The following is a 21,844-nucleotide window of genomic DNA, read 5'->3' as shown; positions in this document are numbered from 1 at the left end:
ACAATTCATGCGAAAACTTTTATAATTTTGAGAGAAGGGGGTCATATTATGAGCGTTATCCAAGTAAAAGGCAATGTTACATATTCGATTACCATTGATCCAAGCGTCTGGATTTTTGATGATCGCAAATTTTCGTTTGACCGCAAAGGGGACAGTCAAGACACATTACAATCTACCGGGGATGAATCCGAGCTTGATTCAGAACGCGTCATCAGAGAGGGCCGGATTGCGCCGCCGACTTTAAAGACCGAAAAACAATACGAGAAGCAAAAACTGATGAACGGAAGTTTTGCAATGAGACTTGGGACTGTGCTGAAAAATGCCGAGCCGAACAGCTCTGCGACACAATGTGTATTTGTCACAAGTTCAGGAAAGGCCGCCGTTTCTCTGGAAACCGCTTTGAACAGTGTTGTCCATTTCAGTGAGGCAGGCAAGCCAATTCAAGAAGGCGGCCCCGTGCATATTTACTTTGAAGATCCGGTTCATCATAAACAGCCGATTACCGATTTAAAAGAAATCGAAATCATTTAATGTTACAGCAAGTCAGCGGCAAGCTGGGCGAGACCTGATCTCTCACCTTTTAACAGCTTCACGCTGCCTGAGATGGGTTGTCCTTTAAACCGCTCGACCACATAGGCCAAACCATTGTTCAGACTGTCTAAATATGGGTGATCAATTTGTTCAGGATCGCCCATTAAGACTATTTTACTGCCCTCACCGACCCTCGTTAGCAATGTTTTTACCTCATGCCTGGTCAAATTTTGCGCTTCATCAATGATAATAAATTGATCTGGAATGCTTCTCCCTCTGATATAAGTCAGCGCCTCTACCTGAATTGAGCCAATTCCCGCCAAAATAGCCTCAAGCTCCCCTGGTTTTTTCGCATTGAACAGAAACTCCAAGTTGTCAAAAATCGGCTGCATCCAAGGCTTTAGCTTTTCCTCTTTTTCGCCTGGCAAATACCCGATGTCTTTGCCAACAGGTACAATTGGCCTTGCGACGACCAGCTTTTTATATATCCCCAAGTCTTCTGTCTGTAATAGCCCTGCCGCCAAGGCTAAGAGCGTCTTGCCGGTCCCTGCTTTTCCGATCAGGGTAACAAGCGGAATATCTTCCCGCAGCAAAAGCTCTAACGCCATTGTCTGCTGCACATTTTTCGGCCTGATCCCCCATATATGTTCATCATCAAATACGAGTCTTTTTAATACCGTTCCGGTTTTATCTGCAATCCCGACAGCCGAGGAGGACCCTCCCAGCTCATCCTTCATTAAAGCAAATTGATTCGGATAAAACGCATGCTGCTTCACATCGTTTACTGAAATTTGGTTTTTCCCGTAAAAAGAGCTGAACAGCTGCTGGCTGATATATATATCTTTATAGCCGCTGTACATTTCATTATTGTCCACAACCCTGTCATTTAAGAAATCTTCGGCAAGAAGTCCAATTGCGTCCGCTTTAACCCTAACAAGTACGTCCTTGCTCACGAGGATAACCGGCCTGCCATTTTCCTTTGTTTCTTCCTCTAGGCTTAGGTTTTTCGCCACAGCTAATATGCGATTATCGTTCGTCTTTTCAATAAAGATCTCTTGCAGCTGGTGAAACGAACGATGATTCAGTTCAATTCTCAGTGTGCCGCCAGTGTCAAGCGGCACATGCTCATGCAGCCTGCCTTTTTGCCTTAGCGCATCGATCAGCTTAGATACGTGCCTTGCATTCCTCCCAACTTCGTCCATATACCGTTTTTTTGAATCAACCTCTTCTAATACGACAGCAGGGATGACAACCTCGTTTTCTTCAAAAGAAAATATCGCGTTAGGATCCTGTAATAACACATTCGTATCTAACACATAAATTTTACTCAAGTCTCAGCCTCCTGATATAAGGGTCAAAGTTCTTCCTGCTTCTCTTTTGATGAAAAAGGTGAATGCCTGCTAAAATATATGTTTTTGTGCATAAAGATAGAAGGTTAATTCAACAATAAAATTAATGAAAGCATTTCAAGGAGGGACCCGCAAGTGCGAATTCTTTTCATTATCATACAGCTGACGCTTATTCTGTCCGCTTGTGCCTATCAACAAGGTAAACAGGACCAGAATGTTGAAAAGGAATCAACAAAACAGCAGGAGACTAAACCGATTCATGTAAAGGACACAACTCAGGAAACAAAAGACAATGGAACTAGAGCGGATATAGCCAAGCATCTGGTCAGCGTTGCTGATAGAAACCCCGACGTCAAGGATGCAACAGCTGTTGTGCTGGGAGGTTATGCTGTTGTTGGGATTGATGTCGATGACACTTTGGACAGAAGCAAAGTGGAAACCATCAAATACTCTGTAGCACAGGCTCTAAAAAATGATCGATATGGTGCCAACGCAGTTGTTATTGCAGATCCCGATACGGTCAGCCGCCTGCGTGAAATGAGCAGAGAAATCAGTGAGGGCCATCCGGTAACAGGCATACTGGATGAATTAGCTGCAATTGTCGGCAGAGTGCTTCCCGAAGTGCCTAACGATGTGATTGACAATGAAGACGAGCCGCAAACAAAGCAGCAAAATGATCAATTAAATAGAAAACAGCAGCAGGAAATGGAGAAGGAACAAAACGATCAATCTGATCATCATATGAAAAAGAACAACAATGATTAAGCTATAGCCTTGCGCTTTAGCTTTTTCTTATTTTGGACAGCTTCTGATCCGTGCTATAATACATGTTAGTGAAAGAGGTGATATGATGAGGGTCAAATGTTCTATTTGCGATAAAATTGAAACAATTGATGATGATACCCTGATCGCGAAACGGCTTCGAAACCGCCCGATCCATACATATATGTGCCAGGAATGCCACGATCGGATTGCCAAAAAAACAGAAGAACGGCTGAAAACGGGAAAATTTACGTTTCACCCGGGACAGCAGAAAAAAGAAAAAGTCAAAAAATAAAGCGGCCGCTTAACATACAGAACAAAAAAAGACTCAGCTGAAAGCTGAGTCTTTTATGATTTTGCAGACTGTCCCTTTTTCGACTGATACAGCCGAATTTTGTAAATGATTAAAATCAGCGCAGCGACGACCAATCCTTCTGCCACGGGCAAAAACACTCCTAAAAAAGTCAAAACAGTGCAGCCTAAAGCAAGAAATACATACACCAACGCTGATTTTAACACAGGAAGCCGTTTAGCAAATCCAAGCTTAAATACAATAACGGCCAACACAAAAATCGTGCCGTACAGCAGCCACATGCCTGCCGCAGGCTGCCGGTCTACTTGATATAGAGCGGCGAAGAACGACAGGCGTTCGCTTACGTCATTCAAAAAGATTCCCTCCCCTGTAAACGTACGGGTTCTATCTTTTCAAATTCTGCACGAGCTTAAGACAATCCTGCTGTTTTTTTCTTTTTAGCCGCTTTTTCACGTTCATTCTTATTGAGGATTTTCTTTCTTAAACGGATGGATTCAGGTGTTACTTCACAATATTCATCTTCGTTTAAGTACTCTAGAGACTCCTCAAGAGACATGATGCGCGCTTTTTTAATTGTAGTTGTCTGATCCTTTGTCGCAGAGCGGACGTTTGTTTGCTGTTTCATTTTGCTGACGTTAACAACAAGGTCATTGTCACGATTATGCTCTCCAACGATCATTCCTTCGTATACTTCAGTTCCCGGCTCAACGAAGATAACACCGCGGTCTTCAATTCCTTGAATACCATAAGATGTCGCTTTTCCGTTTTCCATTGACACAAGCACACCTTGACGGCGTCCGCCGACTTGGCCCGCCTGCATCGGCTGGTAGCTGTCAAACGTATGGTTCAGAATACCGAATCCGCGTGTTAATGATAGGAACTCAGTAGAGTAACCGATCAATCCGCGGGAAGGAACTGTAAAGATGAGACGGACTTGGCCGTTTCCATTGTTGATCATATCAACCATTTCGCCTTTGCGTGCTCCCATTGATTCCATGACAGAGCCAGTATGCTCTTCAGGCACATCAATTTGCACACGCTCAACAGGCTCACAGCGTACGCCGTCAATTTCTTTGATGATAACTTCAGGTTTTGACACTTGAAGCTCATAACCCTCACGGCGCATATTTTCAATTAAAATTGACAAGTGCAGCTCACCGCGTCCGGAGACAACCCAAGCATCAGGTGAAGCTGTTGGCTCTACACGCAAGCTCACATCCGTCTGAAGCTGTGATTGAAGACGCTCTTCGATTTTACGAGCCGTTACATATTTGCCTTCACGGCCTGCAAACGGACTATTATTCACGACAAATGTCATTTGAAGTGTCGGCTCATCAATGCGAAGCACCGGAAGCGGATCTTGATGGTCTACAGGGCATACCGTTTCACCAACGTTGATATCTTCCATCCCGGATACCGCAACGAGGTCTCCCGCTTTTGCTTCTTCAATTTCCACACGCTTTAAGCCTTGGAAACCAAAAATCTTTGTTACACGGAATGACTTAGCCGTTCCGTCAAGCTTCATAAGAGAAACCTGCTGTCCGACTTTCATCGTGCCGCGGAATACGCGTCCGATTCCGATACGGCCTACATAGTCGTTGTAGTCAAGAAGGGCAACTTGGAATTGAAGCGGCTCCTCTGCATTATCAACAGGTGCCGGAACATGCTTAATAATTGTTTCATATAAAGCTTCCATGTTTTCATCCTGTTGTTTCGGATCAAGACTCGCTGTTCCATTAATCGCGGAAGCATATACTACTGGGAACTCGAGCTGCTCTTCATTGGCATCAAGCTCAATGAACAGATCAAGAACTTCATCGATTACTTCCTCAGGACGGGCAAAGTCACGGTCAATTTTGTTTACAACAACAACCGGGTTCAGGTTTTGCTCAAGAGCTTTTTTCAGAACGAACCGAGTTTGAGGCATACAGCCTTCATATGCGTCAACGACAAGCACTACGCCGTCAACCATTTTCATAATCCGTTCTACTTCTCCCCCAAAGTCTGCGTGTCCAGGGGTGTCCAAAATATTGATACGTGTATCTTTATAGTTAATCGCAGTATTTTTCGCCAAAATTGTAATGCCGCGTTCGCGTTCAAGATCATTAGAGTCCATTGCGCGTTCAGCAACCTGTTCGTTGGCACGGAACGTTCCAGCCTGATGTAAAAGCTGATCGACTAAAGTCGTTTTCCCATGGTCAACGTGGGCAATAATCGCGATGTTGCGAAGATCATTTCGAAGTTTCACTTTTTCATCTCCTAAAAAAATTAGATAACTTTCATATTATACCACACATCCTCTTTAAAAGCGTCACGTTTTTCAGTAAACTTAATATAAGACGTAAAAGGGGATGGAAAATATGAAAAAAACGAATTGGCTTTTACTATTATTTGCATTTGCAGCGGTTTTCAGCATTATGCTGATCGGCGTCTTTATCGCTGAAAAAAGCGCTATTGGCATTATCGCCAGCATTGTACTTGTTTGCGCCGTTATGGGCGGCGGATTTACATTGAAAAAGAAAATGCGCGAACAGGGTTTGCTTGATTAAAAGCATTGCCCCGCCGGCGACATTGTAATCAAAAAACACCGCAAAGAAAGCGGTGTTTTTTCATTTCTTTAAGCCTTATCTCCCCTGTTTCTTAGTCAGGAAGAAGCAAATCATCCTTCATACATAGACAATCGTTCTAACGATCACACACGCAGCCTTCAAAAAGTAGTTCGACAACGATACACATAAAATACCATAGCGCCTATTTCTCCACCGGTAATCACTCCCTATAATGGAATTTGTAGCACAATTCATAAAAGGGAGAGAAGAAACATGAAGAACACATTTGTAAAAAAAGCGATGCTAACGACTGCCGCAATGACCTCAGCTGCTCTATTAACGTTCGGCCCTGATGCAGCCAGCGCAAAAACACCGGCTGATCACACTGATGTTTATGTTCAGCATCAGACAGTCACAAACGAAGATATCAATGCATTTATTGATATTCTAAATCAGTGTATATACGAACAAGACGGTGTATATTATTTCGACAGCGAAAAAGCTGTCGAGTTAGGAATGACAAAAGAAGAGGCTCAAGTCATCTCAAAATTGTGGGAATCGACATCAGAATTTTTCAGCATTGTTTCACAATGTGTGTATCTCGAGGATGGAGATTATAAATTCGATACAGAAAAAGCAGTTGAACTTGGCTTCACAGAAAAAGAAGCACTTGCACTTGAACAATTTTTCTCCGCTGTTTCCTTAAAGATTCACATTCTTCAAGCAGCCATTGTGCTGCAAGATGATGTATACAGCTATGATAAAGATGCAGCGGTACAAGCAGGCGCAACGCCAATGCAAGCTGACGTTTATGAAAAACTCTTCAGTGCCCTGTCACAAGAACAGCTTGCCGCTATCTACGATATGATTCATCCCCAGGCTTAATCTAAAAAAGCGCTTGTCAGACGGACAAGCGCTTTGCTTTATATCAGCAGTTTGATGATCAGCATCACGGCAAATGCCGCTCCAAACCAGCAGGCAGCTTTTATGATCAGTAAACCATAGTACCTCTGTTTAAAACGCATTTCTTCTTCCGGCAGAAAAGCCTCCTCAACAGCCTGCTCACTTTCCAATTCAAATGGCTCAGCCATCGTGTCATACATATCTCTGCAGTCGCTGCATATTTTTAAATGCTCTTCTATGATGTGTTCCGTTTCTCTTTTACAATCACCCTCAAGATACAGAGGAAGCAGGTCTCTTACTAGAAAGCACGTCATATCCGCCCCTCCTCTTTCCTTTTCGTCATGTTTTTCTTCAGCTCTAATCTAGCCCGGTGCAATGTGGTTTTCACCTTAGAAAGACTCCATCCTAATATCTCAGCGATTTCTTCATAAGAAAGCTCTTGGAATTCTCTTAAAATCAAAACGGATTGATGCTGATCTTTTAACTTCATGAGCTCCTGCCGCAGCGTTTCGCTTTTTACCGTCCGTGACAGATACTGTTCAGGCTGCTCATAAGTTGTTTGCGTTAACCCTTCATTTTTGCTGATATCAGTAAATTGGTATTTGACATCCCTGCGGTACCAATTGATAAAGGTGTGATGGGCAATGGTGTAGAGCCATGTTCTGATGGAAGAATGCCCCCTAAACGAGGCCAGACCGTTAAGAGCTTTCACAAACGTGTCTTGCGCTAAGTCCTTGGCTGTTTCAAGGTGATGAGTCCTTCTGAATAAATAATTTAAAATTTCTTGATAATACTGCCGATACAAGTCCTCAATGGAATCCCTATGCTTCATTAAAAGTAAAACCACACCGTCATCCAAATGGCCAATAAAATGAAACAGATATACATGGAAGACAGGTATACTTTCATATATCTCATTTGGCTTTCTTCCTCAGCACCAGGGCTTCTCTTTAAACAAGTTCTACTCTTTAAATCCTCCGCATTCTTTTCAAATAGGGACTCATGCTGTTTCATCCATTCCATTGATTCATCCTCTAACTCTCCTTCTTTATACAGGTCGTATAAGTCTAAAAAAACGGACTCTTTTTCTTTATGATTCATAAAGACTTTTCACCTCTTGTGTTTCTCCATCCACTACATAGGCATCATGGCGATTTGAACCAAACGGCTGAATAATGATCAGCCATGCATAATGCCGTTCATCCCCTCTTTGAACGATAATCGGACGCATACGCTTTTTGTAAATGACACCCTGATATAGAGAAGCTACTTTTTCGTAAGCCAATGTTCCATTACGATACGTATATGGGAATGCCTGATCAGGTGTATCGCTGTATACATAAACGTTTAGCTGACCTTGATCTTCAAAAAACTCATATGTTTTAGAAGAATCAGTATACATTACCAAGTCACTCTTCCTGCTTTTTTTCTTCATTTTTGATACATCAGCATCGAAGACCGTTAATACCTGCCGCTGCAGCCGGCTGTTAGTCAGTGAAATTTCCTTTTTCATTGGAATCGAGAGACTGTGTAAACTACCGGATTCTCCATCAAATTCCAATATAATTCCATCTTTTGTTTCAACACGCACCATGCTTCCGAGCAGGCTGTCGCTTTCAATACCAGTGATCTGATAAGGCTGTTTTGATATGTTCAGCGCTGTAAACATTTGTTCCACTTTGTCGTGAATGTCTTGTTCTGTTATATGAACATGCAATAGAGAGTCAAGCTGATAAATCGAAGGATCTTCACTAAAACCCATTAAGGTTTCCTTTTCCCAATAAAATACCGCGCCATCATCAGCATGATCTTTTTTATGAAGTCGGTTTTTCAGGTATATACGTACGACTGTCTGGCCGTCCTCATTAGATACCTTTGTTTCGATATGATCCTTATGTAACACACGTCCGTGTCGCTCAAGGAAAGCGATGGACTTCCGCTTGTACTCCTGATTCGTTAGCTTTTTCCCATGCGCTTTTTGTAAGTATTCATAATTACGAATCAGCTGCGATACTTCATCTACCTCAGCTTTATAACTCTTGCTTTCAAATGAGTAGAAATAATGCACATCCATGTTCGTATCGTGCAAATAAAGTGTTTCATCCGTAGGAAAAAATGACTTTAGTATCTGTTCCGCTTTTTCTGATGAAATGTGCTCCCCGACAAAATTGAATGAATCATGGACATTTATCGGTTTTGATACAGAGAAAGCAGCCGTTGCTATGTTATATATCGGATTTAAGAGAAGGACAAAAAACACCATGACAGCCATCGGCAGCCACTTATTCACACGCACATAAACCTTTCCTGACTTTTGGAACAGATGATAGCTCATCAAAAATCCCGCCATTGTCAAATAAATCGTATATGGCATTACTGCACCATAATCTTTTGAGATTTGATTGGGATATGGCGCAAGCAGCAAGACAAGCAGTCCGATAATCAACGTATAAAATAAACCTAGTAAGATCTTATTCTTTCTCCAAAACAGCTTGAAAAACACTACATTCAACACAATGGGAAGAGTGATGATGAAAAACAGAAACACGAATGCAAACGGCTCCATCCCATCCGGGTATTCCTTCCAATACGAAAAGAAACTAAAAATCATTTGTATGATTGGCAAACTGACAACGGCAAGGTCGAACGTATAAAACTTACCCTTTCCGCCATGATCACGAGGCATCAGCATATAGTGAAAAGCCGTCAGCAGCACATATCCGTATAACAAAAAATGCAGCAGCGGCAGCAGTTCATTTCCGTCCTCTCTTAAGTACACGCTCGTGAAGTTTGTTGATTCCACCTGGTGAATGAGTTCAACAGACACCTCTGCCAGCAGCACAATCCGCAATATAACACCCGCTAAGAACATTGTGCGGTACCGGTTGATGTTGGGATGATGCACCAATAGATATAAGCCCGCCAGAACAACAATTGACCATTGAATCAGCAAGGTGCTTTGTCTGCTTAATATAAAATAACGTTCGAAATGCAATACATAATGACTGAATAACTCCAACACGAACAACAATCCTTTACTTCTTATTAAGGCCTCATTCGGTTAGACAGCGGACTTTTCAAAAAGTTTCAAGATGAAACAAAAATATCTCATCTTCCCCTTGATATGTAAAAAACAGAACTCTTGAATGAACCATCACATGACACTTGACTCATCTTGATATTATTCAACAAAAACAAACACAGGACAATACTATCAATTTTGTCTAGTTATGTTAGTTTTTGTTGAGTATTCCAGAATGCTAGTTTAATATAACAATATAAAGATTTTTCAGTATTTTCAAAAAGGGGGATTCATTGTGGGTTTAGGTAAGAAATTGTCTGTTGCTGTCGCTGCTTCGTTTATGAGTTTGTCCATCAGCCTTCCTGGTGTTCAGGCTGCTGAAGGTCATCAGCTTAAAGAGAATCAAACAAATTTCCTCTCCAAAAACGCAATTGCTCAATCAGAACTAACTGCACCAAATGACAAGGCTGTCAAACAATTTTTGAAAAAGAACAGCAACATTTTTAAAGGTGATCCTGCCAAAAGGCTGAAGCTTGTTGAAAGCACGACTGATGCTCTTGGGTACAAGCACTTCCGATATGCGCCTGTCGTTAACGGAGTGCCGATTAAAGATTCGCAAGTGATCGTTCACGTCGATAAATCCGACAATGTCTATGCGATCAATGGTGAATTACACAATCAATCTGCTGCCAAAACAGAAAACAGCCAAAAAGTCTCCTCTGAAAAAGCACTGGCACTTGCTTTCAAAGCTATCGGCAAATCACCAGACGCTGTCTCTAACGGAGCGGCCAAAAACAGCGATAAAGCTGAATTAAAAGCTGTAGAAACAAAGGACGGCAGCTATCGTCTTGCTTACGACGTGACGATTCGCTATGTCGAGCCTGAACCTGCAAACTGGGAAGTCTTAGTTGACGCCGAAACAGGCAGCATTTTAAAACAGCAAAATAAAGTAGAACATGCCGCCGCCACTGGAAGCGGAACAACTCTAAAGGGAGCAACTGTTCCTTTGAACATCTCTTATGAAAGCGGAAAATACGTTCTAAGAGATCTTTCAAAACCAACAGGCACCCAAATCATCACATATGACTTACAAAACAGACAAAGCCGCCTTCCGGGCACGCTCGTCTCAAGCACAACGAAAACATTTACTTCTTCATCACAGCGGGCAGCCGTTGACGCACACTATAACCTCGGAAAAGTGTACGATTATTTTTATTCAAACTTTAAACGAAACAGCTATGATAACAAAGGCAGTAAAATTGTTTCTTCCGTTCATTATGGCACTAAGTACAACAATGCTGCCTGGATAGGAGACCAAATGATTTACGGTGACGGCGATGGTTCATTCTTCTCTCCGCTTTCCGGTTCATTAGATGTGACTGCACATGAAATGACTCATGGCGTCACTCAAGAAACGGCCAACTTGATTTATGAAAATCAGCCGGGAGCACTAAACGAATCATTCTCTGACGTATTCGGTTACTTTAACGATACAGAGGACTGGGACATCGGTGAAGACATTACAGTCAGCCAGCCTGCTCTCCGCAGCCTGTCCAATCCGACAAAATACGATCAGCCTGATAATTACGCCGATTATCAAAACCTTCCAAACACAGATGAAGGCGATTACGGTGGCGTACACACAAACAGCGGAATCCCAAACAAAGCCGCTTACAACACAATTACAAAGCTTGGTGTATCTAAATCACAGCAAATCTATTACCGTGCGTTAACAACGTACCTCACGCCTTCTTCAACGTTCAAAGATGCCAAGGCAGCTCTCATTCAGTCCGCCCGTGACCTTTACGGCTCTACTGATGCCTCTAAAGTTGAAGCAGCCTGGAATGCTGTTGGATTATAATATTAGGAAAAGCCTGAGATCCCTCAGGCTTTTTTTGTTACATGTATTCATTCTCTCTTCAGCATGAAAGGATGATGTTAAAAGATCAGAAACCGCTTCCAATTTACAAAAAACAGCCGCAAGTGTGCAGCATAGGGAAAGCAGCAGTCGATCCTCCCTGATTCAACGCACAAAATTGATAGAGAAATTCTTCTAGCGACACTTGTTATGTGAAGATTGCGCGTCCAGTAAAGAGCAAAAACATTGACAAAAAAATTTATTTATGCTAAAATTTACTATTAATATATTTGTGTGTATAATAAGATTCTCCTGGCCAGGGGAATCTTATTTTTTTGTGGGAGGATCATTTCATGCGGAACAATGAGTCCAGCTTAACGTCTTTGGTTTCAGCTTTTGCCCGTGCATATCACAGCCGATATGACACCCCTCTTATTTTTGATGATTTTATGGCAAAAGAACTCATTAATGAAAAAGAGTTTGCAAATATCAGTGAAAATATGATTCAAGGAATATCGTTTTTCAACAAAGAGATCGCCGAACGTCTTCAAAATGATCCTGAAAAAATATTAAAATGGGTTGTACAAATCCAGCTGTCGCCCACGCCCCTGGCACGTGCATCTTATTGTGAAAAAGTTTTGCACAACGAATTAATGCTGGGAGCAAAACAGTATGTCATTCTTGGAGCAGGACTGGATACTTTCTGTTTCCGGCATCCAGAATTAGAAAACAGCTTACAGGTTTTCGAAGTGGATCATCCAGCTACACAGCAATTCAAAAAAAATAAGCTAAAGGATGCAAATCTGGCAATTCCGGGTCATCTTCATTTAGTTCCTATGGATTTTAGCAACACGTTTTCATATGAACCTCTCATAGAAAACGGATTTGAGAACACAAAAACATTTTTCAGTCTTCTGGGAGTGACTTATTATTTAACGCATGAAGAAATTGCGAGCCTCATCAGCAATTTATTTTCTCATGTCCCGGCTGGAAGCTCTATTGTTTTTGATTATGCGGACGAAACACTCTTTACAGCAAAAGGAACATCGAATCGAGTGGAACATATGGTGAAAATGGCTGCCGCAGGCGGAGAACCGATGAAATCATGTTTCGCTTATCAGGAGATTGAATACCTGTTAGCATCATCTGGTTTACTGATCTATGAACATCTATCACCAGACGACATTAATGACCATTTCTTCGGCAATCGAAAAGACAATTTGTCAGCATTTGAAACGATTCATTATATTCATGCGGTAAAAAAATAATTTTTAAATCATCAAAAGCCTCTCAATGCTTGAGAGGCTTTTGATGGTACCCGCACGCAGCTTATGCTAAAGGCTTCACCAGGATCATAAATGATTTGCCTTTCTCATCTTTTTCCGTTTTCAGCTGTTCAAAACCGCATTGGCTTAAAAACAATATCCATTCCCTGCGCTCAATGGGAACACCCGCAAACATCGCTTTATGTTTCGCTCTAAGCAATTTGCTGATCTGTTCAATGATCACCTTCGCATATCCCTTTTTTTCTTCAGCCGGGTCAATCAGCACCGTTCCGAGCCACGGCTTACCGTTTGAAGGAGACCATTCGAGATGATAGCTGACGGCAACAGGCAGACCGTCTTTTTCCCACACAAGCCATGACCCGTTGTACATGGAGTAGGAGATGATATAGTCTTCTGCATTTTTATCCCCAAACTCCTCCTCTCTCCATACAGGATGAGCCTCCGCGAGCTTTTCTAATAAGCTGAGATCATCCTGCTCAAATGGCCTACTTCCCAGCATGAAGATACTCTTCAAATATCGTTTTATGTATAGATGGGTTACCGGCTAGCACACTGTGGTTTTCTAAAAAGGTAAACGCCGATCCTTCGATGGTCGTATAGATGCCCCCTACTTCATTTAACAGCACACAGCCTGCTGCATAATCCCATGGCGCAAGCCGCATTGTGATGTAAGCATCTATCCTTCCTGCCGCGACATTTGCCAGCTCTAAAGCGGCAGAACCGTAGGAGCGTGTGCCTCTGACTCTTTTCACAAGTGGCGCTAACACATTTTGATCAATTCTTCTGTTTTCCGTTACCCATGTTGCATTAATGGCAAGAATCGCTTCTTCAATGACGGTTTCTTTTAAAGGAGCCAGCTTCGTTTCATTCATGTAAGCTCCTCTGCCGCTAAATGCGTGATACAGCTCATCGTGCACCACATCATAAATTAAACCGATTTTTCCTTCACCGTTTTCAAAAATCCCAATTGAAATCGCAAAATTTCTTTGCTGGTGCACAAAATTCATCGTCCCATCAATCGGGTCGATAATCCAGACGACTCCCTCCAGTGAGTGGAGTTTGTCTCCTTGCCCTTCTTCACCGAGTATGCGGTGTCCCGGAAACGTTTCTTGAATTCGATCAATGAAAAACTTTTCGGTTTCTTTGTCAATATTGGTGACTAAATCATTCGGATTTGATTTCGTTTCAATTGTCAGGCTTTCATGCATAGATTGTTTTATTCTCGCGCCTGCTTCTCTTATCCATTTTTTTGCAATCTCATCAATTTCCGTCCAATTTGTCATTCGTGCGTACCTCTCTTCTATGTAGACCTTTATTTTATAGGATACTGATAACGGCGGTGAAAAAGCAAGGAAAATGAAAAATATCCCTTCTCATGTAAAAACGAACCATTCATGCGGTTCGTTTTCACTATCGCTTTTTACCCGTTAAGACGAATCCATTCTTTTCTAAGTCGCTCAAGTTTGTTTTTGCTTTGTTCAATCTGCTCTTCATTTTCTTTTTGCATTGCTTCATATAGGGTTGCCAATTCATAATCAACCTCTAGTCTCCAGACAGCAACACGATTGTTTTTCTCTTCCTTAAATCCCTCTTTTACAACTTGCCTCATTGTCTTTCGCCCCTTCCAGAGATCATTTGTTTGTAAGAAAGCATCCCATTTTGCCATTCAACAATGATTACTTCTTATATCGTATGATTGTTCTATTTACGCGCAACATGATTCTGAAAATTGTGTGTTTACCTATTCGTTTATTACCACATTTCCCCTTACTTCAAACGCGCTCAATCTTTTTGAAGCTCGTATGAACTGTGATAAAATATGTATACTTAGCATGAAGGAGGAAAATCATGACACAAATGCGTTTCACTGAAGAAGACTTTAATACATTTACAATAGAAGGCTTAGACGCGCGCATGGAGGTATTAAAAGAGACGGTCCGCCCCAAGCTTACAGCTCTAGGCGAACATTTTGCCCCGACTTTAACAGCATTAACCGGAGATGAAATGTTTCCGCATGTGGCAAAGCACGCAAGAAGATCTGTCAATCCCCCTGCTGACAGCTGGGTGGCGTTTGCAAACAGCAAAAGAGGCTATAAAAAACTGCCGCATTTCCAGATTGGTTTATGGGAAAGCCACGTCTTTGTGTGGTTCGCAATTATTTATGAATCCCCTATCAAAGAAGAATACGGCAAATTGCTTGAAGCAAATCAGGAAACCATTACGAAAAATATTCCTGACAGCTTCGTTTGGTCCGCGGATCACACAAAACCGGGAGTACATAAACAGTCTGAAATGGACAAGGAGCAGCTGAAGACTCTGTTTGAGCGTTTGCAGACTGTAAAGAAAGCCGAGCTGTTATGCGGCATACAGCTTCAAAAAGAAGAAGTATTGAATATGAATAACCAGGAATTCCTTCAGCATATCGACGACGCCTTTAAGCAGCTTGCTTTTCTATACCGTCTCACCCAAAAAGTATCACAAGCATAAAAAAGAGCCGGGCTATCCCCCGGCTCTTTTTCCTACATCTTAATCTTCGCCTGATCAGATTCTCTCGCCTGTTTGACCGTGCGATATGGAGAATATGTACTTTGTTCCTCAAACTCGCCGCATAGCTTTTTTTCCTCTGCCTTCCCCGGCACAATTTCCTTGAAACGGCGGTAAGCTTTAAGCAGTTCTTCGCGGTCTGCCCCTTTTTCATATGCAAGCTCAACCTGCTGGAAAAATGCAATCACATCCACTGCTTCTTCGGTTGTCCAGTCTTCATTCATCGGATATTGGTACTCCATTTTCTTCACTCCTTATAAAATTACTTCCTTTAAGAGAAAGCATCTTCATTAGATCATAAATTGTTCTTTACATTCTTTCAAGTTCATAATATAATTCATTTGTTTTACGTCTAAAAAACGGTTGAGAAACTGATTTTAATACACACTATTATGCATAGGTATGATTACAAAGGTGGGAAAACAATTGTCGCAACATGAAACACCCTTATATACAGGACTGAAAAAGCATGCAAGCAGACAGCCTGTTCAATTCCACATTCCCGGCCATAAAAAAGGGGCAGGAATGGACCCGGAATTCAGACAATTCATCGGTGAAAACGCGTTAAGCATAGATTTAATTAATATTGAGCCATTAGACGATCTGCACGCGCCTAAAGGCATTATTAAACAAGCACAGGATCTTGCTGCTGAAGCATTTGGCGCGGATCACACATTTTTTTCTGTTCAAGGAACAAGCGGCGCCATTATGACAATGGTAATGGCTGTTTGCGGACCTGGCGATAAAATTATTATTCCAAGAAATGTTCATAAATCAATTATGACAGCTATTGTATTTTCCGGAGCAGTTCCAATTTTTATTCATCCTGAAATTGACAATGAATTGGGCATCTCGCACGGCATTACACTTGAATCTGCAAAACGGGCGCTTACCGAACATCCTGATGCAAAAGGGCTTCTTGTCATCAACCCGACATATTTCGGGGTTGCAGCCGACTTAAAAAGCATTGTGGAACTCGCTCATTCGTTTGATGTGCCAGTGCTTGTGGATGAAGCACACGGCGTTCACATTCACTTTCACGACGAATTGCCGCTATCGGCCATGCAGGCAGGAGCTGATATCGCAGCGACAAGTGTACACAAGCTGGGCGGATCACTCACGCAAAGTTCGATTTTAAACATGAGAGAGGGCCTTGTATCTAAAGACCGAGTGCAATCCATCCTGAGCATGCTGACAACGACGTCAACTTCTTACTTGCTTCTCGCTTCTTTGGATGTTGCCAGAAAACGCCTTGCAACAGAAGGCCGCAAGCTTGCTGAGGAGACACTCAAGCTTGCCAATCAGACGAGAGGTCGCCTCAACCAGATTGAAGGCATTTATTGTGTCGGTTCTGAAATTCTTGGTTCGAAAGCAGCTTACAGCTATGATCCGACAAAATTGATTATCTCTGTTAAAAATCTTGGCCTGACAGGACATGACGTTGAAAAATGGCTTCGTGAATCCTTTAATATTGAGGTTGAGCTTTCTGATCTGTACAATATTTTGTGTATTTTCACTCCTGGTGACAGCCAAAATGATGCAGACCGGCTTGTAGAGGCTTTAACAGGCATAGCACAGCAAATGTCAGAAAAAGATGTCACACATCAGCAAACTGAGGTATTGCTTCCGGAAATACCTTTATTGGCAATGACTCCGCGTGATGCTTTCTATGCAAATACGGAAGTCATCCCATTGAAAGAAGCATCCGGACGGATTATCGCTGAATTTGTCATGGTATATCCGCCTGGTATTCCAATCTTCATTCCAGGAGAAATTATTACAGAAGAAAACATCAGCTACATTTTTAAAAACCTTGACGCAGGCCTCCCTGTTCAAGGACCCGAGGACTCGACTTTACATATGATCCGGGTCATCAAAGAGCAAAAAGCAATTCAATAAAAAATAAAAAGCATGCGGCTTAAAGCCGCATGCTTTTATTACTCTTCATCAACAGGACATTGGCATTGTCCGCAGCATGTTCCGTATAATGTTGTCACTTTCTCATCTTCAAAGTAATGAATGGCTTCGTTGCAATCTTGACAAACAATCGTTCCCATCTCTTATTCCCCATTTCTTTGAAATTTGAAAACGCTTAATTTCTTTTGTTGTTATTATATTAATATGACACATTTAAAATGTCAACAATAAACTGTATAACACATTTAATTTTAATTCATCATATACATCGTGTTTTTTCATTTTTACAATTTCTTATTCATACAGCAGCTTTATCCGATATATATGCCGCAACACATAAGGTAATTTCACGTTTTCTTGAACTTTCATTAAAGAATGCAGCAATAAATTCAATATACCCCTAGGTTGCTATTTGAAACGATTGATATCATATGTAATCTCACTTTAAAAACGGTTTCAATTATATAACAATTAGGTAACAAGAAGCAGTTTAAGCCGCCTCTCGTGATAAACTAAAGCTAGTTAACTACTGTTTATACAGAGGAGAAGATAGATGCGATATCGCGCGGTATTCCCCATGCTGATAATAGTACTTGCTTTATCGGGCTGTACGCTTTCCACCATCAATCCGATGAAAAAAAGCCGGATTGACAACATTCATCATACACAAATCCTGTTTTTTTCTGATGAGAACCAAATAGACCAAGAAGCGCCTTATTACGACGCACTGCTTGATCTAGAAAAAGATTACCCCGAGCAAATAGATAAAATGAAGGTTTATGATAAAAAAGAAGGCTGGGAAGATGAGATTGAAACTGTCCCTACCCTTATGGTTGTTGATCAGCGCCATGTCGTGGTGAAAATCGAGGGATGTGTGAAAAAGAAAGAAGACATCATTAAACCATTACAGCACGTGCTGTCAAAATAAAAAAAACAGCCCCGCTTTGAGCGAGGGCTGTTTTTGATGTTCAATTTATTTTACGATATGGATCGGACTTCCGATTGCCACTTCAGCTGCTTCCATTGTGATTTCGCCCAATGTTGGGTGAGCGTGAATTGTCATCGCGATATCTTCAGCAGTCATGCCGCCTTCGATCGCTAAGCTTAATTCAGAGATCATATCAGAAGCACTTGCTCCGGCGATTTGCGCACCGATCACAAGACCGTCTTCTTTACGAGTGATCAGCTTCATGAAGCCGTCTGTTTCGTTAAGAGAAAGCGCGCGTCCGTTTGCTGCAAATGGGAATTTAGCAGCAACAATGTCAAGACCTTCTTCTTTCGCCTGTGCTTCAGTGTAACCAACTGATGCAAGTTCAGGCTCAGAGAAAACAACCGCAGGAATACCAAGGTAATCGATTTCTGCAGGCTCTCCAGCGATAGCTTCTGCAGCGATTTTACCTTCGTAAGATGCTTTATGAGCAAGCGGCGGTCCTTCGATGATATCACCGATTGCATAAATGTTAGGTACGTTTGTGCGGCACTGTTTGTCAGTTTTCACGACACCGCGGTCTGTCATTTCAATACCGACTTGCTCAAGACCAAGCTCATCAGTGTTTGGACGGCGTCCTACTGTAATCAATACGTAATCAGCATCAACCGTTTTTTCTTCGCCTTTTACTTCGAAAGTAACTGTTACGCCGTCTGGTCTTTCTTCAACGCCTTTAGCCATCGCATTTGTATGGATTTCAACGTTTCCTTTTTTCTTCAGTCTGCGTGTAACAAGAGAACTCATTTGTTTTTCGAAGCCAGGAAGAATTTCTTCTCCGCCTTCAAGAATAACAAGCTCAGTACCGAAGTTAGCATACGCAGTTCCAAGCTCAGTACCGATGTATCCGCCACCGATAACAACAAGCTTTTTAGGAATTTCTTTAAGAGCTAAAGCGCCTGTTGAATTCAGGACACGCTCACTATATTTGAAGTTTGGCAATTCGATAGGACGAGAACCAGTAGCAATGATTGCGTTTTTGAACGTGTATGTTTGAGCAGAGTTCTCATCCATCACACGAACTGAATTGCTGTCTACAAAGTAAGCTTCACCTTTTACAACATCTACTTTGTTTCCTTTAAGAAGACCTGCTACACCGCCAGTAAGTTTGTTGACAACAGAAGCTTTCCATTCTTGAACTTTTGTGAAATCAACTGTTACGTTCTCAGCAGTGATTCCCATGTCATCAGAATGCTTTGCATTCTCATAACGGTGACCTGCGTTGATCAGCGCTTTTGAAGGGATACATCCAACGTTCAGACAAACGCCTCCAAGAGTTGCTTTTTCAACGACTGTTACTTTTTGTCCAAGCTGTGCAGCGCGGATGGCAGCTACATAGCCGCCAGGTCCCGCACCAATTACAAGAGTATCTGTTTCAATAGGGAAATCTCCTACTACCATAACATTACGCCTCCATTAAAATTAATTGTGGATCGTTCAGTAAACGCTTGATGTGATTTAATGCATTTTGCGCAGTTGCTCCGTCGATCATACGGTGGTCGAAGCTGAGAGAAAGAGCTAAGACTGGAGCTGCTACGATTTCGCCATCACGAACAATCGCTTTTTCTGCAATGCGTCCGATACCAAGAATCGCAACTTCTGGATGGTTGATAACCGGAGTGAACCATTGTCCGCCGGCAGAACCGATGTTTGTAATTGTGCAAGATGCGCCTTTCATTTCAGCTGGAGCAAGCTTGCCTTCACGAGCTTTTGTTGCAAGGCCATTGATTTCATCAGAAATTTCAAAGACAGATTTACGATCTGCATTTTTCACAACCGGTACAAGCAAGCCTTTTTCAGTGTCAGCAGCGATACCGATGTTGAAGTAATGTTTTTGGATAACTTCATCTGTTTTATCGTCAATTGACGTGTTTAAAACAGGGAATTTTTTCAGTGCAGATGTAAGAGCTTTTACAACGTAAGGCAAGTAAGTCAGCTTGATTCCTTGATCAGCAGCAACTTGTTTGAACTGTTTACGATGTGCAACAAGGTTTGTTACGTCCACTTCGTCCATTAACGTTACGTGAGGAGCAGTGTGCTTAGAGTTAACCATCGCTTTCGCAATTGCTTTACGGATACCGCTCATTTTTTCGCGTGTTTCTGGGAATTCGCCCTCAGGAGCTGGTGCAGCAGCCGGTTTAGCAGCTGTTTCTTGTGGTGCAGCCGTTTCTTGCGGCGCAGCTTCTTGCGCTCCTCCGTTTACAAAGCTGTCGATATCCTCTTTGACAACACGTCCGTTGTTGCCAGAACCAGTTACTTTACGGATGTCTACGCCTTTTTCACGAGCATATTTGCGTACAGAAGGCATAGCGATCACGCGTTTGTTCGGGTCAACTTCAGCTTGGTCTTGCTGTCCTGCACCAGTAGCTTTTGCAGGCTCTTTAGCTTGCTCTTCTTTCGCAACGTCTTGTCCAGCTTCTGCAGTTGACTGAACTTGTGCTTCAGTTTTCGCTTCGTCAGACTCATCGCTGCCTTTAAATTGAAGATCTTCGTAACCAGGTGCATCAAACGTAATGATCGTTTGTCCAACAGTTGCAACCGTTCCCTCTTCAACTTTTAATTCTAATACTTTTCCTTTAACAGGTGAAGGAATTTCTACTACTGCTTTATCATTTTGGACTTCAGCCAGTACATCATCTTCGTCTACCTCGTCGTTAGGCTTGACAAACCATTTTACGATTTCGCCTTCGTGGATACCTTCCCCGATATCTGGAAGTTTAAATTCAAATGCCACAGTTCTCGACCTCCTAGTTTGATTAAGCAATTTTAAAGTTACATCGTAAGCATTGAAAACAGATATATAATAGAGGGAAAACGTCATCTTCCCTCTTGATTATGCAGTTTGATTAAAATTCAAGTACTTTTCTTGCTGTTTCAAGAACGTCTTTATGGTTTGGAAGCCATACGCTCTCAGCTTGAGAGAAAGGAAATACTGTATCAGGCGCAGCTACGCGAAGTACAGGTGCTTCCAAGCTCAAGATTGCACGGTCATTAATTTCTGCTACTACGTTTGCAGCAATACCGGCTTGTTTTTGCGCCTCTTGAACGACAATCGCGCGTCCTGTTTTTTCTACAGATGCGATGATTGTATCGATATCAAGCGGGCTTACAGTACGAAGGTCGACAACTTCAGCAGAAATGCCGTCTTTTTCAAGCTCCTCAGCAGCTTTTAATGATTCATGAACCATTGCGCCGTAAGTGATGATTGAAAGATCAGTACCTTCACGTTTCACGTCAGCTTTTCCAAGCTCAATTGTGTATTCTTCTTCAGGAACTTCCTGACGGAAAGAACGGTAAAGCTTCATGTGCTCTAAGAAAACAACAGGATCGTTGTCTCTGATCGCAGAAATTAAAAGTCCTTTGGCATCGTAAGGAGTTGATGGAATAACAACTTTGATACCAGGCTGTTGTGCAACAAGACCTTCTAAGCTGTCAGCGTGAAGTTCAGGCGTATGAACACCGCCGCCGAATGGAGAACGAATTGTTACAGGTGAAGTCCAGCGTCCGCCAGAACGGTAGCGCATACGAGCCATTTGGCCGGAAACTGAATCCATTACTTCGTAAACAAATCCGAAGAATTGGATTTCCATTACCGGACGGAAGCCGTTTAAGCCTAAACCAAGGGCAAGACCGCCGATACCAGATTCAGCAAGTGGCGTGTCAAACACACGGTCTTCACCGAATTCTTTTTGCAATCCTTCTGTCGCACGGAATACGCCGCCGTTTACACCAACGTCTTCTCCGAAAACTAAGACATTTTCGTCATTTTTCAGTTCTGTGCGTAACGCATCCGTGATTGCTTGAATCATTGTCATTTGCGCCATG

25 protein-coding genes are annotated in these 21,844 nt (G+C 42.2%); 10 read left to right on the top strand and 15 right to left on the bottom strand.

Features of this window, described 5'->3' with window-relative positions; translation table 11 throughout:
- The first annotated feature begins 48 nt into the window (after nucleotides 1-48).
- The gene (locus CDO84_RS07045; RefSeq protein ID WP_040083241.1) at nucleotides 49-531 is read left to right on the top strand and encodes a hypothetical protein; all 483 of its coding nucleotides are present in this window, start codon (nucleotides 49-51) and stop codon (nucleotides 529-531) included.
- 2 nt (nucleotides 532-533) lie between these two features.
- Here the strand turns inward: CDO84_RS07045 and CDO84_RS07040 are convergent, their stop codons facing one another.
- Entirely contained in the window at nucleotides 534-1,862 is a 1,329-nt protein-coding gene (locus CDO84_RS07040; RefSeq protein WP_040083242.1) for a PhoH family protein, read from the bottom strand.
- Between the two features lie 153 nt (nucleotides 1,863-2,015).
- Between CDO84_RS07040 and CDO84_RS07035 the strand changes: the two genes are divergently transcribed.
- On the top strand, nucleotides 2,016-2,645 hold the full coding sequence (locus CDO84_RS07035) for a YhcN/YlaJ family sporulation lipoprotein (protein ID WP_040083243.1): 630 nt from the start codon (nucleotides 2,016-2,018) through the stop codon (nucleotides 2,643-2,645).
- 82 nt (nucleotides 2,646-2,727) lie between these two features.
- A complete protein-coding gene (locus tag CDO84_RS07030) occupies nucleotides 2,728-2,937 on the top strand; it encodes a YlaI family protein (protein ID WP_003232271.1) in 210 nt (69 codons plus the stop codon).
- Between the two features lie 53 nt (nucleotides 2,938-2,990).
- Here the strand turns inward: CDO84_RS07030 and CDO84_RS07025 are convergent, their stop codons facing one another.
- Nucleotides 2,991-3,308 (bottom strand): YlaH-like family protein, encoded by a 318-nt coding sequence (locus CDO84_RS07025; protein WP_040083244.1) that lies wholly within the window; start codon nucleotides 3,306-3,308, stop codon nucleotides 2,991-2,993.
- A gap of 56 nt (nucleotides 3,309-3,364) precedes the next feature.
- Nucleotides 3,365-5,203 carry a translational GTPase TypA gene (typA, locus tag CDO84_RS07020; protein WP_003232278.1) on the bottom strand — a complete coding sequence of 613 codons (1,839 nt, stop codon included), beginning with the start codon at nucleotides 5,201-5,203 and terminating at the stop codon, nucleotides 3,365-3,367.
- A gap of 112 nt (nucleotides 5,204-5,315) precedes the next feature.
- Between typA and CDO84_RS07015 the strand changes: the two genes are divergently transcribed.
- Together CDO84_RS07015 and CDO84_RS07010 are read left to right on the top strand one after the other, a co-directional pair.
- Nucleotides 5,316-5,504: a YlaF family protein gene (locus CDO84_RS07015; protein WP_040083245.1), complete on the top strand. Its 189-nt coding sequence runs from the start codon at nucleotides 5,316-5,318 to the stop codon at nucleotides 5,502-5,504.
- 273 nt (nucleotides 5,505-5,777) lie between these two features.
- Complete coding sequence (locus tag CDO84_RS07010; RefSeq protein ID WP_040083246.1) at nucleotides 5,778-6,389, top strand: hypothetical protein; 612 nt, start codon at nucleotides 5,778-5,780, stop codon at nucleotides 6,387-6,389.
- A 38-nt stretch (nucleotides 6,390-6,427) separates the two neighbouring features.
- Here CDO84_RS07010 and CDO84_RS07005 read toward each other — a convergent pair whose 3' ends face one another.
- The 4 genes from CDO84_RS07005 to CDO84_RS06990 are packed head-to-tail and all read right to left on the bottom strand — an operon-like array spanning nucleotide 6,428 to nucleotide 9,438.
- Nucleotides 6,428-6,721, bottom strand: a complete 294-nt coding sequence (locus CDO84_RS07005; protein WP_040083247.1) for an anti-sigma factor family protein — start codon at nucleotides 6,719-6,721, stop codon at nucleotides 6,428-6,430.
- Nucleotides 6,718-7,239, bottom strand: a complete 522-nt coding sequence (gene ylaC, locus CDO84_RS07000) for an RNA polymerase sigma factor YlaC (protein WP_040083799.1) — start codon at nucleotides 7,237-7,239, stop codon at nucleotides 6,718-6,720. The genes CDO84_RS07005 and ylaC overlap by 4 nt, the downstream gene beginning before the upstream one ends.
- Nucleotides 7,239-7,508 carry a hypothetical protein gene (locus CDO84_RS06995; protein WP_040083248.1) on the bottom strand — a complete coding sequence of 90 codons (270 nt, stop codon included), beginning with the start codon at nucleotides 7,506-7,508 and terminating at the stop codon, nucleotides 7,239-7,241. The genes ylaC and CDO84_RS06995 overlap by 1 nt, the downstream gene beginning before the upstream one ends.
- A complete protein-coding gene (locus tag CDO84_RS06990; protein ID WP_082033014.1) occupies nucleotides 7,498-9,438 on the bottom strand; it encodes a hypothetical protein in 1,941 nt (646 codons plus the stop codon). The genes CDO84_RS06995 and CDO84_RS06990 overlap by 11 nt, the downstream gene beginning before the upstream one ends.
- Nucleotides 9,439-9,724: 286 nt before the next feature.
- On the opposite strand from CDO84_RS06990, the gene nprE reads away from it, so the two are divergent.
- Both nprE and CDO84_RS06980 read left to right on the top strand, forming a co-directional pair.
- On the top strand, nucleotides 9,725-11,290 hold the full coding sequence (nprE, locus tag CDO84_RS06985; protein ID WP_040083250.1) for a neutral metalloprotease NprE: 1,566 nt from the start codon (nucleotides 9,725-9,727) through the stop codon (nucleotides 11,288-11,290).
- Nucleotides 11,291-11,640: 350 nt separating this feature from the next.
- Nucleotides 11,641-12,555 carry a class I SAM-dependent methyltransferase gene (locus CDO84_RS06980; protein WP_040083251.1) on the top strand — a complete coding sequence of 305 codons (915 nt, stop codon included), beginning with the start codon at nucleotides 11,641-11,643 and terminating at the stop codon, nucleotides 12,553-12,555.
- A 61-nt stretch (nucleotides 12,556-12,616) separates the two neighbouring features.
- Here the strand turns inward: CDO84_RS06980 and CDO84_RS06975 are convergent, their stop codons facing one another.
- The 3 genes from CDO84_RS06975 to CDO84_RS06965 all read right to left on the bottom strand — a co-directional run bounded on the left by CDO84_RS06975 (nucleotide 12,617) and on the right by CDO84_RS06965 (nucleotide 14,182).
- Entirely contained in the window at nucleotides 12,617-13,072 is a 456-nt protein-coding gene (locus tag CDO84_RS06975; RefSeq protein ID WP_014663840.1) for a GNAT family N-acetyltransferase, read from the bottom strand.
- A complete protein-coding gene (gene suhB, locus CDO84_RS06970) occupies nucleotides 13,059-13,856 on the bottom strand; it encodes an inositol-1-monophosphatase (RefSeq protein WP_014663839.1) in 798 nt (265 codons plus the stop codon). The genes CDO84_RS06975 and suhB overlap by 14 nt, the downstream gene beginning before the upstream one ends.
- 137 nt (nucleotides 13,857-13,993) lie before the next feature.
- On the bottom strand, nucleotides 13,994-14,182 hold the full coding sequence (locus CDO84_RS06965; protein WP_009967148.1) for a hypothetical protein: 189 nt from the start codon (nucleotides 14,180-14,182) through the stop codon (nucleotides 13,994-13,996).
- 239 nt (nucleotides 14,183-14,421) lie between these two features.
- Between CDO84_RS06965 and CDO84_RS06960 the strand changes: the two genes are divergently transcribed.
- A complete protein-coding gene (locus CDO84_RS06960) occupies nucleotides 14,422-15,060 on the top strand; it encodes a YktB family protein (RefSeq protein WP_014663838.1) in 639 nt (212 codons plus the stop codon).
- A gap of 32 nt (nucleotides 15,061-15,092) precedes the next feature.
- Here the strand turns inward: CDO84_RS06960 and CDO84_RS06955 are convergent, their stop codons facing one another.
- Nucleotides 15,093-15,359 (bottom strand): UPF0223 family protein, encoded by a 267-nt coding sequence (locus CDO84_RS06955; protein ID WP_014663837.1) that lies wholly within the window; start codon nucleotides 15,357-15,359, stop codon nucleotides 15,093-15,095.
- A 184-nt stretch (nucleotides 15,360-15,543) separates the two neighbouring features.
- Here CDO84_RS06955 and speA point away from each other — a divergent pair, with 184 nt between their 5' ends.
- A complete protein-coding gene (speA, locus tag CDO84_RS06950; protein WP_040083252.1) occupies nucleotides 15,544-17,016 on the top strand; it encodes an arginine decarboxylase in 1,473 nt (490 codons plus the stop codon).
- Nucleotides 17,017-17,054: 38 nt separating this feature from the next.
- Here speA and CDO84_RS06945 read toward each other — a convergent pair whose 3' ends face one another.
- Nucleotides 17,055-17,174, bottom strand: coding sequence for a GapA-binding peptide SR1P (locus CDO84_RS06945; protein ID WP_003232305.1), 120 nt, complete (start codon nucleotides 17,172-17,174; stop codon nucleotides 17,055-17,057).
- Nucleotides 17,175-17,587: 413 nt separating this feature from the next.
- Between CDO84_RS06945 and slp the strand changes: the two genes are divergently transcribed.
- Nucleotides 17,588-17,962 carry a peptidoglycan-associated lipoprotein Slp gene (slp, locus tag CDO84_RS06940; protein WP_040083253.1) on the top strand — a complete coding sequence of 125 codons (375 nt, stop codon included), beginning with the start codon at nucleotides 17,588-17,590 and terminating at the stop codon, nucleotides 17,960-17,962.
- Nucleotides 17,963-18,007: 45 nt separating this feature from the next.
- Here slp and lpdA read toward each other — a convergent pair whose 3' ends face one another.
- The 3 genes from lpdA to pdhB all read right to left on the bottom strand — a co-directional run bounded on the left by lpdA (nucleotide 18,008) and on the right by pdhB (nucleotide 21,843).
- Nucleotides 18,008-19,420, bottom strand: coding sequence for a dihydrolipoyl dehydrogenase (lpdA, locus tag CDO84_RS06935; protein WP_014663834.1), 1,413 nt, complete (start codon nucleotides 19,418-19,420; stop codon nucleotides 18,008-18,010).
- Between the two features lie 4 nt (nucleotides 19,421-19,424).
- The gene (pdhC, locus tag CDO84_RS06930) at nucleotides 19,425-20,753 is read right to left on the bottom strand and encodes a pyruvate dehydrogenase complex dihydrolipoyllysine-residue acetyltransferase (RefSeq protein ID WP_014663833.1); all 1,329 of its coding nucleotides are present in this window, start codon (nucleotides 20,751-20,753) and stop codon (nucleotides 19,425-19,427) included.
- A 112-nt stretch (nucleotides 20,754-20,865) separates the two neighbouring features.
- Entirely contained in the window at nucleotides 20,866-21,843 is a 978-nt protein-coding gene (pdhB, locus tag CDO84_RS06925; protein ID WP_014113660.1) for a pyruvate dehydrogenase complex E1 component subunit beta, read from the bottom strand.
- Between the last annotated feature and the right edge of the window lies 1 nt (nucleotide 21,844).

Origin of the sequence: Bacillus sp. MD-5 (assembly GCF_002201875.1) — a bacterium.
GTDB classification, from domain to species: Bacteria; Bacillota; Bacilli; order Bacillales; family Bacillaceae; genus Bacillus; species Bacillus stercoris.
The sequence above is the reverse complement of the archived record's forward strand: the minus strand, read 5'-3'. Positions and strand labels throughout refer to the sequence as shown.